The following is a 16,056-nucleotide window of genomic DNA, read 5'->3' as shown; positions in this document are numbered from 1 at the left end:
TCTTAGCAGCACATTATAGTAAAAAAAGCATACTGATACTTGCCTGACTGGCATTTTTAAAAAGTATCTAAAAATCAGGATAATAAATAAAATAATAGCTAATTTTCTTTAAAGTTGCTTTTTTTCCCTATAGTTCATGATCAGTTCTAGTTCATTTTTGCTTTTTATATTATTTAATAGCAGCAAATAGTCTTCTTTTGTCCAGTAGACATTGGAAAACCCTAAAGAATAATAATAATCCTTTAGAATAGTCCATAAACGAAACAGCAAATAGTTGTCGGCTATATGGACAATCTTGAAAAAGAAATCACTCTCACTGACCTTTTCAGACTCAACCCATTCTGTGATTTCGGCCAGCTCTTTCTCTGTCATTTTTTCCATTGCAATTTGCAAACAATTCAATTGTATAAAGTTCTTTGTTTCTAATACATCCAATTTAGCCTTTTCATCACGCAGTATAAATGTGCTGATTAACTGTACAAGACGATGTCCTTGAAAATCCCGAAGAAAAGTGCCTTCGCCTTTTTTCGTCTCAATAAGCCCTAAAAGCTCTAAAGCCCTCAGCGCCTCTCTTACAGACGACCTTCCTGCATTTAGCCTTTCGGAAAGGGTACGTTCAGAGGGAAGCCTGTCTCCAGGTTTTAAGCCATCCTGCTCAATCATGTCCCTTAATTGATTGACTATGTCCAAATAAAGCTTGGAGCTGTTAGAAGAAGACTCGTTCACCGTTCATCATCACCTGCTTCTTGTTAGCATGTCCTTAAAACTTCTGGTCATCTTTCCTTTTCCCGCCAAAAAAACTTCCTGTTTCTGTAAGAAAACTCGCGAACTTAGTGGTCAGACCAGTTGACTTATTAAACAATATAACAAGATTGCAGAGTTGTAAAGTTAATCAGACAAGATTACGTGATTTGTACCAAGCAATTCTTCAAGCCTTTGAAGGCATTCCTTTACAGGATCGATGAAGAAATCTTCATTCAGCTGAATCGTCTTTCCAGATTGCACATAGTGGATAATAACAGGGGTAGCCCCTTTATAATTGTTAATGATGTCCAATAGTCTTCCTTTTATTTCATCTGTTTCATTTTCCTGGACAATCTTAATAAATAATTTATGTTTGTTTGCTTTCTGTGATTGGACGATTTCCAAAACATTTGCAGCATCTTGGATAACAAATTGTTTGTTTCCGTTCCGTTCATCAACTTTCCCTTCCATAAATACAATTTTTTCCGTTTGAATCAAGTTTTGCAGTTTTTTATAAGCTGCCGGAAAAGCGACTGCCTCCATTTCCCCGCTCTGGTCACTTATGGAAAGGAACGCCATCGGTTCCCCTTTTTTTGTTCGGATTGCTTTCCAGTCCGTTATATATACTATAGTCCTGTATTTTCCTCCTGGAGCCATCTCACCTAAATGATTAGAGCGAAGCAATTGCTTGTATTGCTCATATATGGAAACTGGGTGATTAGATAGATAGAGTCCGAGAACCTTTTTCTCTAATGAAAGCTTATCCTCTGCGTTCATCGGATCTACTTGGACATATTTCGGCTTAAAGAAGAAGCCTTCTTCACCGAACAGATCATCTTGTTCCATGCCATCTGGATGAACAAGTTGAGCATGCTGAATTGCTACATCAATGGTCGCAAGCAATGTTGCCCTGTCCTCTCCAAATTCGTCAAAGCAGCCTGCGTATATAAAGGCTTCTATGATTTTTCTGTTTACTATCTTTGGAGAGGTTCGCAAACAGAAATCAAAAAGATCCTCAAATCTTTTTTGCCTTCTCGCACGGAACACTTCTTTCAAGACAGCTGCTCCGACCCCTTTAACAGCCGCTAAGCTGTATAAAATCTCACTGCCTTCGACCATAAAGGCGAAATGACTCTTATTAATAGAAGGAGGCAAAACCTTAATACCCATTTGCTTTGATTCCTGGATATACTGCATAATTTTCCCTTCATTTCCGACTGCTGACGTCAGAAGAGATGACATGAAAAACAGCGGATAGTTCGCCTTTAAGTAGGCAAGCTGGTAGGCAATCATACTGTATGCTACTGCGTGACTCCTATTAAACCCGTAATCTGCAAATCGGACAATCAGTTCATAAATTTCATCTGCGGCCTTTTGTGTATATCCCTTTGCCAACGCACCATTTACAAAATGAACCCGTTCTGACGCTAGCACATCCCGCTGCTTTTTGCTCACTGCTCTGCGAAGCAAATCTGCTTCGCCTAGAGTAAAACCTGCCATTTTAGAAGCAATTTGCATAATCTGCTCTTGGTAAACAATTACCCCGTATGTTTTCTCTAAGATTACCTGTAAATCAGGGTGGTAATAATCAATTTCTTCTTTGCCGTGCTTCCTGTTAATATATAACGGGATGTTCTCCATTGGACCGGGACGGTAAAGGGCATTAACAGCTACTATGTCTTCAAACTCTGTTGGTTTTAGCTTTTTCAAGACATTTCTCATTCCGTCAGATTCCAACTGAAATATTCCTGTTGTTTCTCCTTGGCTCAAGAGTTCAAACACTGCTGAATCATCTAAAGGAATTTCTTTAATTGCGATTCTTCTATGTGTTTGGCGCTGAATGGTTTCCATGATAGATTGCAGCAAGGATAAATTCCTTAACCCGAGAAAATCCATCTTTAATAATCCCAGTTCCTCCAAATGCTCCATGCTGTACTGTGTTAAATAAACCTCTTCATTGCCTCCTTGAATCGGGACAATCTGTACAAGGGGCTCCTCGCTTAACACTACCCCAGCAGCATGTGTAGACGCATGTCGTGGCAGCCCTTCTATTTTGCAAGCTGTTTCAAAGATTTGTTTATTTTTCGGAGATTCCGCAATAAATGCTTGAAGCTGCTTTGATTCCCGCAGGGACTGCTCCAATGTGATTCCAAGCTTCGAGGGCACTGATTTTGAAAGCTGCTCCAACTCTTTCATCGATAACCCAAAAACCCTGCCAACATCTCTTAATGCAGCTTTTGCTGCAAGTGTCCCAAATGTAATAATTTGTGCTACATGCAGCTCACCATATTTGTTTTTAACATATTCAATAACCTGTTCCCGCTTGTCATCCGGGAAATCAATATCGATATCTGGCATCGTAATCCGTTCAGGATTCAAGAAGCGCTCAAACAGCAAGTCATATTTTATCGGATCAACGTCTGTAATGAACAACACATATGCAACCATCGAGCCTGCAGCAGAACCCCTTCCAGGACCTGTTAGGATTTCGTTGTCTCTTGCATATTTCATAAAGTCCCAGACAATCAGAAAGTAATCGCTGTAGCCCATCCGGTTGATTACATCCAGTTCATAACGAAGGCGTTCCATATGTATTTTCGAAGGATTTGTATATCTAGCTTTCAGCCCTTGCTCGCATAAGTCCAGTAAATACCCGTCGGCTGTTTGTCCGGCTAAAAGAGGGTATTTTGGCAATGCAGCGACCTTCTCTCCAAGCTGGAATTCACATGCTGAAGCAACCGCCCAAGTATTCTCCAACGCCTCCGGCTCCTCGCTGAACAGCTCTACCATCTCCTGCTTGCTTTTCAAATAACGCTCTTCAGATTCCCATTCATCCTGTACTACCTCAGCTAAGGTGATGCCATGTTTAATTGCATTCAAACAGCTTTGCGCAAAACGGTCTCCCTTGCTTGTATACTTGACATCATTTACAGCAATCAGTTTTGTTGCTGAAGACTCTGCTAATTCTTTTAGCTTTTTACTCAAGGCTGTCTCTGCTTCTATCCCGTGCTTTTGTAGCGATAAATAAAAATGACCGGGAGCGAGTATGCTCTTAAATAAAGCCACTGTTTCTTTAGCGTGCTCTAGATCTTCTGCCAGCAGAGACTGCTCTATTTCACCACTATGTCCTGGAGTAAACGCAAACAGCCCGTCAGCATAATGCTTTAGCCATCTGATTGGAATGCCTTGTTTGTTTTTAGTCTGGATGGCACTTGATAATTTTAACAGGTTTTGGAAGCCTTCCCCGTTTTTTGCCAGCAGCACTAGAGGGAAGGCCGTATCTGTGTGCTTTTCACTGATAATATCGACAGTTAAACCGATAATAGGTTTAATATTCTGCTTGATACATTCCTTATAAAAAGCTGCCGTCCCATACATAACATTGCGATCGGTCAAGGCAAGCGCACTGAATCCCCTTTCCTTCGCAGCGGAAACAAGCTGTTTAACGGACGCTGTACTCGACAGCAAGCTGTACGCGCTTGATACTTGCAGATGAACAAAAGACATATAATCACCACTCTTTTACAAAAACTTTCTACTATTATTCTTTATCGCCACAATCATTTAATTGTTCGACTATGGCAACTAATTATCCTTTTATTATAGTTCTATTGCATAAAAAAAGAAAATATGTTCTTACTTTTTCATTGTCTATACGAATTCCTTATAGCAAAGCCTAATTCATTTTAATATGGAAGTTTTTTCGTGTTTCCAAACTCCAGCAATCATAATTCCCCCAGTTTGTCCATATGTATGATTAAGAGAATAATAGGGACTGTGAGGTTGACAAGATGAACCAAGAACCATTTTTCCCGGCATTTATAGAAAGCTATTTTATTGCCCTTGGTGTTGTGCTCGGAGGTGCCCTGTTAGGCGGTTTAGCCGCATTTATGACAGGCAAGCCTCTCTTGACAGAAATAACGAAATTGTCGGATATGATTAGGATTTGGGCGATTGTTACAGCTATAGGCGGCACTTTCGATGCAATCAATACAATTGAAAAGGGTATTTATGACGCCGGAACGAAAGATCTTTTCAAACAGATACTATTGATTGTTTCTGCATTCGGCGGGGCCCATACTGGTGCAACGATCTTACGATGGATAACACAGGAGTATATTTAACATGAGGATACCACCGTTTTATAAAAATGTTTCCCTTCAGCGTTTTTTTGCTGGAATGGTGATAGGAGGCTTTATAAGCTGGTGTGTCTTTCTGTTTATGTTTGGTGTTTGGCAAGAAAGGTACAGCACTGAAATAAAAAATCAAAAAAGCACGATTGCAGACTTAGAAAAAGATAAGGAAATATGGCAGCAGGAGTTTTCCGAGCTGAATAAAAAAGCGGAGGAAAAACTGACAATACAAGGAATAGTCGTGAAAATAAACAGCAAAGACAAGGAAAAATACGATATCAAACCATTTAATGCTTTAGAAATGGAAGATGCTATTAAGGAAGATCTGCGGACAATTGTGGCTAAAGATATGGAGCTTGTATATAAAAGCCGGGCCCTGCTCAAGAAATCTATCGAAAATAAAGTGGTCGAATCAGATCAAAAGCGCTACAGATTCAAAGTCTCTGAGCTTATCATTTATACGACTGTATATGTAGAGCTGAGTGTAACCTTTGCCGATTAGCAGTATGATAAAAAACCCAAGAAATAATTCTTGGGTTTTTATTTTTTATTTACAAAGCTCATCTAAATCACGGATAACGTCTTGTGCAACATCCCAGCTAAATATACTCGCTCCAGATGCGAGGGGATGACCGCCCCCATTGTACTTTTTCGCAAGGACATTAATAATAGGACCTTTAGAGCGGAATCTGACCCTGATTTGATCGTCTTCTTCAATAAAGAACACCCATGCTGTAATACCCTTTACGCTTCCCAGTTCGCCGACAAGTAACGAAGCTTGCGAAGGAACAGCCTCAAAACGGCTTAATACCTCCTTATCAAGCTTCATATATGCTGCTCCGCTTGGAAGCATCGTAAAATTCTGCAGCACATATCCATTTAATTTAACGATATTTGGTTCAAGCTCATACATTTGATTGTACATGTCAGGCCGTGTGAAGTTGTAATTTATTAATTCTCCTGCATAGCTGAAGGTTTTTTCTGTTGTGCTTGGATATAAAAACCTGCCTGTATCTCCGACAATGCCGGCATAAAGCAGTCTTGCTCCTTCATCGTTCAGCTTCAAGCCTTGATCTTTGCCAAATAAATAAAATTCATAAATCATTTCGCTTACAGAGCTTGCCGAAGTATCAACCCAAACAATATCCCCGTATGGATCGTCATTAGGATGATGGTCAATTTTTATCAGCATACGCCCTTTTGTATATCTACTATCACATACTCTTTCTTGATTGGCAGTATCGCAAACAATAACTAAAGCATTCTCATACATGCTGTCCTCAATTACATCAAGTCTTCGTAAAAAATGAAGCGATTCTTCTTCCTTCCCTACTGTATAAACTTTTTTGGCAGGGAAAGATGTTTTGATGATTTCAGCCAAGCCTCCTTGAGATCCATATGCATCTGGATCTGGACGGACATGCCTGTGGATTATAATGGTTTCAAATTGTTTAATTGCATCTAATATGCTTTGTTTCATCTTCTATTTCTCTCCTTTCTAGTGTCTGTCAATTAACTGGCACATCATCATAGCCTTGCCGACAAGCACGCCTTGATTGAACACTTCTACATCGACTTTCCCAAATTTCCGGCCAACTTCCAGGATTTTCGGGACTATTTCAATGGTGCTGTCAATCTGAACTGGTTTTATAAAATAGATTGTTAAGTTTTCCACCACTAAATCGCCTTTTTTATGCCCTCTCAGCACTCGGTTTGCAGCTTCTGCAACAATGGTGGTGAACACTCCATAAGAAATGGTTCCTAAGTGATTTGTCATCTGCGGGGTAACTTCGCAAGTAAAGGAATTTTCTGACTTCGGTTTGCCTTTAGAAACATTGATTTGTTTTGTAATGATATCATCAATTGTTTCGCCAATCTGCGGCTGTCTCTGATTCATCTGCAGCGCTTTTAAGACATCCTGTCTGCTTATGATTCCCTGGAGCCTATTTGCTTCATCAACTACTGGAAGCAGCTCAATCCCTTCCCAAACCATAATGTGGGAGCAAGAGGCTACACTTGTTTTGCCGCCGACTGTAACAGGGCTTTTCGTCATAATCTTTTCAACTGATATTTCCTTTTGTTTACCGATAATATCTTTCGAAGTAACCATGCCTTGTACTTTCATGTTGGCATCAACAACTGGAAACCTGCCATGCATTGTCTCTTCATTATATTTCTGCCACATGGAAACAGGATCATCTGTCTTTAAATAAATCGTCTCTTCCAAAGGAGTCAGAACATCCTCTACAAGCACTATTTCCTTTTTAATCAACTGATCATAGATTGCCCTGTTGATCATGGTAGCAACAGTAAAGGAATCATAGCTTGTTAAAATAATCGGAAGCTGCAGCTCATCAGCAAGCCGCTTCACATGTTCCTCTGTATCAAATCCACCGGTAATTAAAACAGCCGCACCTGCTCTTAATACATGCTCCTGAGCCTTTATTCTGTTCCCAATGATCATTAAATTGCCTGCACCTGTATAGCGCATCATTGCATCTAGTTTCATCGCTCCAATGACAAATCGGTTTAGGGTTTTATGAAGTCCATCCCTTCCGCCAAGAACTTGTCCATCTACAATATTTACTACCTCAGCAAATGTCAGCTTTTCAATATTTTCTTTCTTTTTTCTTTCAATCCTTATCGTTCCAACCCGTTCAATCGTGCTGACATACCCTTTATTCTCAGCCTCCTTAATAGCACGATAGGCTGTTCCTTCGCTTACGCTCAGCGCCTTTGCGATTTGCCTGACGGAAATTTTTTCTCCAACGGGCAGTTCGTCGATATAATTCAGAATCTGTTCATGTTTTGTTGCCACTGTTCACCCTCCTTTTGGGTTTCATTCTCTATGTAGTCAACTCATAAACTTAATGAAAACGGGTAAGTTTAGTGAGTTTAGCTCTTTCGGTTGTCTTCTCTTTTATTATAGAATGTCCACTCGTTCGATTCAATCCAATATGTATATAACAGTGAAATTTTTATCGTCTTAATTATTAGTACAGTTTTGACCATTTAGTTATTTAATACTTGTATGACAAAGAAAAAAGAAAGTAACGAAAGAATTGTTACAAATAATTCATATATCTGTTATAGAATTAGAAGCAAAAAAAGAAGCTTGCCAAATCCCTTCTTCATTATCCACCAATGTTGCCCAATTATGCGAATGGACTCACCTGTGATTGAGAAGCTTTGACAAGCTTAAGTATTTTATTGATAGTAACGGATTTTTCTTTTCTTTTGCAGCTGCTGAAGTGTTTTTTTACTGTTCTGTTGTTTTGCTTTTGGCGTATACAGCAATGCAGTTAAGTTTCCTGCAAGCACAAAGATGGCAAATGCGAGCCAAGTAACAGAAAAGATTCCTGCCAAGCCAGCATCATACGGAGCAAGCCTTGGTACACCATAATATAAAAGAACACCACATAACAGAATGCATAATAAATACCGATTCTTCTTCATATTTTTCCTCCTTTTTTCACTTATAACCATTCTATGCGGACAAGTTTAAAAAAAGTCATTCTTCTTGAATATTTCGCATTACTAAAGGTTTACAAGCAATGGAGTTGTTGATAATCTTAAGAAGCGATAACATATATTAAGATAATGTTTAACTTTATTAAAGGAGGAATTATTCCTTGGAGAAGCAATTAAAGGAACTATCAACATGGATGGAACAAGAGGCAATCGATTTCACCTTCTTGACATCAACAGATAATATTTTTTATTTGAGCGGATTTTACAGTGATCCACATGAAAGACTACTGGCACTGATACTTTTCCCAAAAGAAGAACCGATTCTTGTATGTCCTGCAATGGAGCAAAATGATGCAAGAAATGCAGGCTGGAAGTATGACATAATCGGTTATAGTGACACGGATAATCCATGGGAAACAATTCAGGAAAAAGTCAGCAAAAAATCAGCAGCAAAACGAATTGCTGTTGAAAAAGAACATATGAATATTTCTAGATATGAAGCATTACAGCAATATTTCCCTGCCATTGAGAAATACTCCTTGCCTGCAGAGGAAAAGCTGAATGAAGTGAGAATGGTCAAATCAGAGCAAGAGCTTTCCAAAATCCGCGAAGCTTGCAAGTGGGCAGATTATGCGATTGAGGTTGGCTGCAGCGAGATTGCAGAAGGCAAAACAGAAATGGAAATTTTGGCTGCCATTGAGTATGAATTGAAGAAAAAAGGCATCGGCAAAATGTCCTTCTCCACAATGGTGCTAACAGGCAAAAACGGTGCGTCACCACACGGCACTCCAGGGAATACAAAAATCAAAAAGGGAGATTTAGTTCTGTTTGATTTAGGCGTTGTTGTGGATGGCTATTGTTCCGATATTACAAGAACGGTAGCTTTCGGGGATATAAATGATGAACAGCAAAAGATATATGACACAGTATTGAAAGCCCAGCTCGCTGCTCTTGATGCATCTGTTCCTGGAGCTAAATGTATGGATGTGGACATGGCAGCACGAAATGTGATTAAGGACGCTGGTTATGGAGAGTATTTTCCACATCGCCTTGGACATGGTCTTGGTATAAGTGTTCATGAGTTCCCATCCCTCACATCAACAAATCCACTTACATTAAAAGAGGGTATGGTTTATACAATTGAGCCAGGTATATATGTGCCAAATGTAGCTGGTGTGCGAATCGAAGATGATGTGTATGTAACGAAAGATGGCGTGGAAATCCTGACGAAGTTTCCGAAAGAGCTTCAAGTAATTTCATAATGAATGAAGAAGGGGCTGACTCAAATGACCGTTTAACGGAGTTTTGAGTCAGTTTTTTTGCTTATTTCTCTTCTTGGCTGCGGATAATCAAGCTGTCAATGGCGCCGTCATTATAGGCGTCCATCACTTGTGCCGTAACTTCCAAATGACCATTTTCATCATAATCAAAGTTCGGGTTTCCCTTTATTTCCCTCATGATGGCTGTCCCCTCCTGTTTTGAAATGCTTTTTTATTTTTGCTTATTAAAGTTAATGTTATGCAATAGGAGGGTATATAATTAAATAGAAGAAATAGGAGGGTGTTAATATGGGGTTAACGTATAAGAAAATCATTGTTGCTGTCGACGGTTCGGAGCAAGGAGAAAAAGCCTTTGAAAAGGCTGTATCTATTGCAGCAGAAAATAATGCAAAGCTTATTTTAGCACATGTTATTGACACACGTTCTTTCGCTACAGTTGCAGCATTTGATCAATCTGTTGCTTCGAAAGCAGACGAATTTGCCAAAGAAATAATGGAAAAGTATACAAGGAAGGCAGCCCAAGGCGGTGTAGAAAATGTGGAGAAAGCAATTGAATTCGGATCACCAAGAGCTGTTATTCCAAGGGATATTGCCGAGAAATATGATGCCGATTTGATTATTTGCGGCGCTACTGGTTTGAATACAGTGGAACGTTTTATTATCGGCAGTGTTTCTGAGGGAATTGCCCGCAATGCGCCATGTGATGTGCTTATTGTAAGAAATGGAATATAAGAAAGAGAGAGGCATCCCAACGGATGCCTCTCTTAAATTATGCCTTCGCAAAAGAATCAAGGCATGTTTTTGCTTTTTTAATAGCTTGTTCGACTTGCTGGAATCCAGTTCCGCCTGCACTGTTTCTTCTTTGTACAGCCGTTCTTGGATTGAGCACCTCGTAAATATCTCCTTCAAACAGCGGGCTTGCAGCTTGAAGTTCATCCAGCGGCAAATCTGCCAAAAAGCATTGTTTCTGCACACAGTGCAGCACTAATTTGCCTACAACCTCATGTGCTTCTCTAAACGGCATGCCTTTGTCTGATAAATAGTCGGCCAGTTCTGTTGCATTAGAAAAGTCATTTTTTGTTGCTTGCTCCATTGCATTTGTCTGAACCTTCATCGTCTGAACCATGCCAGCAAAAATCTTCAAAGAACCTGCTACTGTTTTGACAGTATCAAACATTCCTTCTTTGTCTTCTTGCATGTCTTTATTATAAGCAAGAGGAAGTCCCTTTAAGACAGTCAGCAATCCCATTAAATTACCGTAGACTCTGCCTGTTTTTCCTCTGATTAGTTCTGCCATATCCGGATTTTTCTTCTGCGGCATGATGCTGCTTCCTGTTGAGAAGCTGTCATCCAGTTCAATAAATTTAAACTCCTGGCTTGACCAAAGAATGATTTCCTCACTGAATCTAGATAGATGCATCATTAAGATACTGCTCGAAGATAAAAACTCCAAGATAAAATCACGGTCGCTGACAGCATCCATGCTATTCTCATAAATACCTTCAAAATCCAAAAGTTCAGCAGTTCTGTAACGATCGATAGGGAAAGTTGTCCCTGCTAATGCTCCTGCACCAAGCGGCGAGACATTAATGCGGTTCAAGTTTTCCTTGTATCTCGCTTTATCTCGTTCAAACATCCAAAAATAAGCCATCAGATGATGAGCAAAGGATATAGGCTGTGCTCTTTGCAAATGTGTATACCCAGGCATAATCGTTTCGATGTTGGCTTCCGCCTTTTCGAGCAACGCACCTTGAAGCTCCTCTAAAAGAGCAATGATATTCTTTACTTGCTTGCGCAAATACAAATGCATATCTGTTGCAACCTGATCATTACGGCTTCTTCCAGTATGAAGCTTGCCGCCAACAGGACCAACCAGTTCTGTCAGTTGGCTTTCAAGATTAAGATGGATATCTTCCAATTTAACAGAGAACTCAAGCTCTTCCTTGTTTGCTTTTTCTTTTAATAGAAGCAATCCAGCTTTGATTTTTTCCGCTTCCTCTACACTTAGAATTCCTGTTTCAGAAAGCATTGCCACATGGGCAATGCTTCCGTCAATGTCTTCTAAGACTAGCTCTTGATCAAAGGAGATGGATGCGCCGAATTCGTCTACCCATTCTTCTGCAGATTTTGTAAATCTGCCTCCCCATAATTTCTTCACACTGTCACCTTCTTGCTGTTTTCCACAATGCTTTGCACTTTTGTTGGCAGCCCCCATAGTTTAATGAAGCCAACAGCAGCTGCATGATCGAATTCATCATCTGAAGTGTATGTTGCCAGCTTTTCATCATACAAGGAGTTAGGAGATTTTCTTCCTTCAACGATTGCATGACCTTTAAATAGCTTAACACGTACAGTTCCTGTCACATTCTTTTGCGTTTCTTTCAGGAATGCCTGAAGAGCATTTGTTATTGGAGAGAACCATAAGCCTTCATAAATAACTTCCGTGATTTTCTTTTCGATAACTGGCTTGAAGTGAGCAACTTCTTTTACAAGCGTAATGTCTTCGAGCTCTTTATGTGCTTGGATAAGTGTAATAGCACCAGGGCACTCATAAACCTCACGTGATTTAATCCCAACAAGGCGGTTTTCTACATGATCAATACGTCCTACTCCATGCTTACCTGCCAATTTATTCAGCTCAAGGATTAAATCAGACAATTTGTATGAAATGCCGTCAATGCTGACTGGAATACCTTCTTTAAAGTCTATTTCGATAATGTCCGGCGTATCAGGCGCATTTTCTAGACTTACTGTTAAATCATATGCATCTTCCGGCGGTGCCGCCCATGGATCTTCTAAAATTCCGCACTCATTGCTGCGTCCCCATAAGTTTTGGTCAATAGAGAATGGGCTGTCTAAGTTAATTGGAATCGGAATATTTTTCTCTTTCGCATATTCGATTTCTTCTTCACGAGACCAACCCCATTCGCGCACTGGCGCCAACACCTTTAAGTTCGGGTTAAGAGCTTGGATAGAAACCTCAAAACGCACTTGGTCATTTCCTTTTCCTGTGCATCCGTGTGCAACAGCTACTGCATTTTCTTTTTCTGCCACTTCAACAAGTTTTTTTGCAATTAACGGTCTTGAAAGTGCAGAAACTAGCGGATATTTTCCTTCATATAATGTATGTGCCTGCATCGCTATCAAAGCAAAATCCTGTGCAAATTCTTCTTTTGCATCAATTACATATGATTGAACAGCTCCAACTGTTAGAGCCTTTTCTTGAATAAATTTCAAGTCCTTACCTTCTCCAACATCAAGACAGCAAGCAACTACATCAAAACCTTGATCTTGTAGCCATTTGATTGCTACGGATGTATCTAAACCACCTGAATATGCTAATACAACTTTTGGATTCGCCATGAGCGTTTTCCTCCTATATATACGAATAATTATTCATTTATTTATATTTTTATTCAAAAACTATACTAAACACTTTAGCAACTTTTTAAGAGAATTTCAAGCTTTTATTCTATAAAAATACAAAAATATTTATATTTATAATAATGCCTCTATACATACACTCAGGACGTCTAAAAGTATTTGTTGTCACATCAGTATTTTCATTGCCGGTTATAAAAAAAAACCGTAAAAAAAAGGAGGCTCTCCTCCCTTTTATGCAAAATCTTATTCAAATGTTCCTTATTTTTTATGTAGTTCACTGATGACATGGCTGAGCTCTGGAAGTATAAGTTTCTTCATTCCAAGCATTACAGCTCCTGTTGAACCTGGCATTGCAAAGACTGCACGCTCGCCAACCGTCCCGGCAATTGCTCTTGACAGCATAGCTGCTGCTCCAATATCCTCTGTATAGCTAATCATCCTAAAAAGCTCACCAAACCCGCTTATTTCCTTTGTTAACAATGGTGCGACTGCTTCAATTGTGACATCTCTTGGAGAAATCCCCGTTCCCCCGTTCAAAATAATTGCTTGTGCTTCTGTATTTTTCAATAGTTCTGTTTGAATTTCCTTTATTTCATCTTTGACAATCACATAATTAGCTGTATAATGGCCTGCCGCTTCCAACAATTCCATTATTGTCTTTCCGCTTTTATCATCAGCCTCTGTTCTTGTATCACTCACTGTAATTACTTTGCACTTAATATGAGTATAATTCTTATTATTATGAGTATTTATGCTCAAACCTGCTTCCTCTCCTTTATTTTCTGCTTAACTTTGCAGCTTTTCATACAGATACCGGCGCTGGTAAAACTTATAAATAAATTCTGTTATCTTTTTCGTATACTGATAATTGGCCCCCGCACCGATAAACATGCTGACAAAAGGCATTTTCTTATATGTCTTTTTACCAAATAGAAAAATAAAAAACATTTTCATAGTCTGCTGCAACATGACCTCTGCCACTTCCGAACTTGCAACGTTTTCTGTTCCTTCATAAAAATAATTGTTCGGTCGTCCCAGCTCTTCCATTAATTCTGCCCAAGCCTTGCCTTGAAGTCTTTTTGGCAGGCATGCACCATGAAGAACCTTTAATGCAGTCATTATTTCAGTAGGAGTGTTGCCTGGTGAACCAAACAAGGAAGATATTTGCTGACAAAATCTTATATTGATTGCCATCAGTCCCAAAAAGTCAGAAGCTGCCGCTGCAACACCGCCAGTTCCTGTAATACTGCCTTGAAAACAGGCATACAAACGGTGTTTCGCCATTTGCTGCTGCCCAATAAAGTGGAGTTGATCAATTGTTAAAGACTTCATATCCGTTATTTCCGTAATATTCTCATTAAATATTCTAGCGGTTGACAGCATTCGCTCATTTGCATTTTCGTGAAGGCTGGAACTTAAAAGCATCGTATATGCATGAAATAAAGAATTATCAATAACTGCATAAATATCCTGCCACTTGCTTTCTTCTATATATGACATGCTTTTTTTCACATACTTTTCATATAAACTCACCATATCATTCTTTTCATATGAAAGCAGTTCTCTCTCCCACTCAGATAGCTCCTTAAGTACTTCTTCTTCTCTAAATGTCAGCATAATACAGCTCCTTTCAAGTTACCAAAGCCTTTAGTATTTACAGTATATCATTTGGCCAGGCACTAGCATTGTATCCATACATAAAAAAAGACAATCTTTTGCAATTACAAAAGATTGTCTTTCCCTTTTAATACAGCTTACACACTTGCAATTCTTGCAACGTCGCGTGCAATCATAACTTCTTCATTTGTTGGGATTACCATAACTTTTACTGGTGAGTGAGGATAGTTAATAAATGATTCCTCACCAGAAATTTTATTTAGTGATTGATCCCAATAAACTCCCATAAATTCAAGGCCTTTCAACACTCGTGCACGAACAACTTCACTGTTTTCACCGATACCAGCTGTGAAGATGATTGCATCTACACCGTTCATGCCAGAAGCGTAAGAACCAATATATTTATGAATATGCTCAGCAAATACTGTCAATGCCAATTCAGCACGGTCATTTCCAGATTGAGCTTGTTCTGTAATATCACGAAGGTCACTTGAGAATCCGGAAATTCCTAGCAATCCGCTTTTTTTGTTCAATACTTGCAGTACTTCATCTGCAGATTGGTCTGTTTTTTCCATGATATATGGAATCAAGGCAGGGTCGATGTTACCTGAACGAGTCCCCATTGTTACACCAGCAAGCGGTGTGAAGCCCATAGAAGTATCAATTGATTTACCGCCTTCGATTGCAGCGATACTTGCTCCGTTACCTAAGTGACAAGAAATCAAACGAAGCTGGTCAATTGGACGGCCTAGCATTTCTGCAGCGCGTTGTGAAACATATTTATGGCTTGTTCCATGGAAACCGTACTTACGAATACCGTATTTTTCATAGTATTCATAAGGAAGACTGTATAGATAAGAGCTTTCAGGCATTGTTTGGTGGAAAGCAGTATCAAATACAGCAACAGCCGGCACATCTGGAAGAACGTTTTGGAATGCACGGATTCCAGTCAAGTTAGCTGGATTGTGCAGTGGAGCCAATTCAGACAGCTTGTCGATCTTCTCCATAACTTCATCTGTAATTAAAGCAGAATCAGCAAACTCTTCTCCACCATGTACAACGCGGTGTCCGATACCTTCAATTTCATCTAATGACTTAATGATTCCAAGTTCTGTCAACTTATTCAAAAGAATAGTAACTGCTACCTCGTGATCAGGAATGTCTGTCACTTCTTTGATTTTTTCACCATTAACGGAAATATTGAATACTGCCTCATTTAAACCGATTCGTTCAATAAGACCTTTTGTGATTACGTCCTCACTTGGCATTTCAAACAGCTGGAACTTAAGTGAAGAACTTCCTGCGTTGATCGCAATAATTTTTGCCATAAAGTATTTTACTCCCCTTTTATATAACAACATTTTATTGTGCTAATCTGACATTGAACAGCTTCATATAATAACCTTACTGGACAAATATCTCTCAAT

Annotated in this window: 15 protein-coding genes; 4 read left to right on the top strand and 11 right to left on the bottom strand. The window is 39.3% G+C overall.

Features of this window, described 5'->3' with window-relative positions; translation table 11 throughout:
* Positions 1-108 precede the first annotated feature (108 nt).
* Together LXM54_RS22175 and dnaE are read right to left on the bottom strand one after the other, a co-directional pair.
* The gene (locus LXM54_RS22175; protein WP_233317427.1) at positions 109-726 is read right to left on the bottom strand and encodes a FadR/GntR family transcriptional regulator; all 618 of its coding nucleotides are present in this window, start codon (positions 724-726) and stop codon (positions 109-111) included.
* Positions 727-888: 162 nt separating this feature from the next.
* Positions 889-4,251 carry a DNA polymerase III subunit alpha gene (dnaE, locus tag LXM54_RS22170; protein WP_233317426.1) on the bottom strand — a complete coding sequence of 1,121 codons (3,363 nt, stop codon included), beginning with the start codon at positions 4,249-4,251 and terminating at the stop codon, positions 889-891.
* Between the two features lie 284 nt (positions 4,252-4,535).
* Between dnaE and LXM54_RS22165 the strand changes: the two genes are divergently transcribed.
* Together LXM54_RS22165 and ytrI are read left to right on the top strand one after the other, a co-directional pair.
* Positions 4,536-4,868, top strand: coding sequence for a YtrH family sporulation protein (locus tag LXM54_RS22165; protein WP_233317424.1), 333 nt, complete (start codon positions 4,536-4,538; stop codon positions 4,866-4,868).
* A gap of 1 nt (position 4,869) precedes the next feature.
* A complete protein-coding gene (gene ytrI / locus LXM54_RS22160) occupies positions 4,870-5,379 on the top strand; it encodes a sporulation membrane protein YtrI (protein WP_233317423.1) in 510 nt (169 codons plus the stop codon).
* A gap of 45 nt (positions 5,380-5,424) precedes the next feature.
* On the opposite strand, the gene LXM54_RS22155 is transcribed toward ytrI, so the two are convergent.
* The 3 genes from LXM54_RS22155 to LXM54_RS22145 all read right to left on the bottom strand — a co-directional run bounded on the left by LXM54_RS22155 (position 5,425) and on the right by LXM54_RS22145 (position 8,333).
* Positions 5,425-6,357 (bottom strand): DHH family phosphoesterase, encoded by a 933-nt coding sequence (locus LXM54_RS22155; protein ID WP_233317422.1) that lies wholly within the window; start codon positions 6,355-6,357, stop codon positions 5,425-5,427.
* Between the two features lie 18 nt (positions 6,358-6,375).
* Positions 6,376-7,695 carry a DRTGG domain-containing protein gene (locus LXM54_RS22150; protein ID WP_233317421.1) on the bottom strand — a complete coding sequence of 440 codons (1,320 nt, stop codon included), beginning with the start codon at positions 7,693-7,695 and terminating at the stop codon, positions 6,376-6,378.
* Between the two features lie 389 nt (positions 7,696-8,084).
* Positions 8,085-8,333 (bottom strand): hypothetical protein, encoded by a 249-nt coding sequence (locus LXM54_RS22145; RefSeq protein ID WP_233317420.1) that lies wholly within the window; start codon positions 8,331-8,333, stop codon positions 8,085-8,087.
* 176 nt (positions 8,334-8,509) lie between these two features.
* On the opposite strand from LXM54_RS22145, the gene LXM54_RS22140 reads away from it, so the two are divergent.
* Positions 8,510-9,610 (top strand): M24 family metallopeptidase, encoded by a 1,101-nt coding sequence (locus LXM54_RS22140; protein ID WP_233317419.1) that lies wholly within the window; start codon positions 8,510-8,512, stop codon positions 9,608-9,610.
* Between the two features lie 61 nt (positions 9,611-9,671).
* Here the strand turns inward: LXM54_RS22140 and LXM54_RS28090 are convergent, their stop codons facing one another.
* A complete protein-coding gene (locus LXM54_RS28090; protein ID WP_267913463.1) occupies positions 9,672-9,806 on the bottom strand; it encodes a hypothetical protein in 135 nt (44 codons plus the stop codon).
* A gap of 110 nt (positions 9,807-9,916) precedes the next feature.
* On the opposite strand from LXM54_RS28090, the gene LXM54_RS22135 reads away from it, so the two are divergent.
* A complete protein-coding gene (locus LXM54_RS22135; RefSeq protein ID WP_233317418.1) occupies positions 9,917-10,360 on the top strand; it encodes a universal stress protein in 444 nt (147 codons plus the stop codon).
* Positions 10,361-10,397: 37 nt separating this feature from the next.
* Here the strand turns inward: LXM54_RS22135 and argH are convergent, their stop codons facing one another.
* The 5 genes from argH to LXM54_RS22110 form a co-directional block, all read right to left on the bottom strand.
* Positions 10,398-11,786, bottom strand: a complete 1,389-nt coding sequence (gene argH, locus LXM54_RS22130) for an argininosuccinate lyase (protein WP_233317417.1) — start codon at positions 11,784-11,786, stop codon at positions 10,398-10,400.
* Entirely contained in the window at positions 11,783-12,991 is a 1,209-nt protein-coding gene (locus LXM54_RS22125) for an argininosuccinate synthase (RefSeq protein ID WP_233317416.1), read from the bottom strand. Before LXM54_RS22125 ends, argH begins: the two co-directional genes overlap by 4 nt.
* Positions 12,992-13,270: 279 nt before the next feature.
* A complete protein-coding gene (locus LXM54_RS22120; protein ID WP_233317415.1) occupies positions 13,271-13,771 on the bottom strand; it encodes a MogA/MoaB family molybdenum cofactor biosynthesis protein in 501 nt (166 codons plus the stop codon).
* Between the two features lie 27 nt (positions 13,772-13,798).
* Positions 13,799-14,629, bottom strand: coding sequence for an EcsC family protein (locus LXM54_RS22115; RefSeq protein WP_233317414.1), 831 nt, complete (start codon positions 14,627-14,629; stop codon positions 13,799-13,801).
* Positions 14,630-14,766: 137 nt separating this feature from the next.
* Positions 14,767-15,957 (bottom strand): acetate kinase, encoded by a 1,191-nt coding sequence (locus LXM54_RS22110; protein ID WP_233317413.1) that lies wholly within the window; start codon positions 15,955-15,957, stop codon positions 14,767-14,769.
* Between the last annotated feature and the right edge of the window lie 99 nt (positions 15,958-16,056).

This window comes from Bacillus sp. Au-Bac7, from assembly GCF_021341655.1.
Lineage (GTDB): Bacteria > Bacillota > Bacilli > Bacillales > Cytobacillaceae > Niallia.
This window is presented reverse-complemented; position numbering and strand designations above follow the sequence as displayed.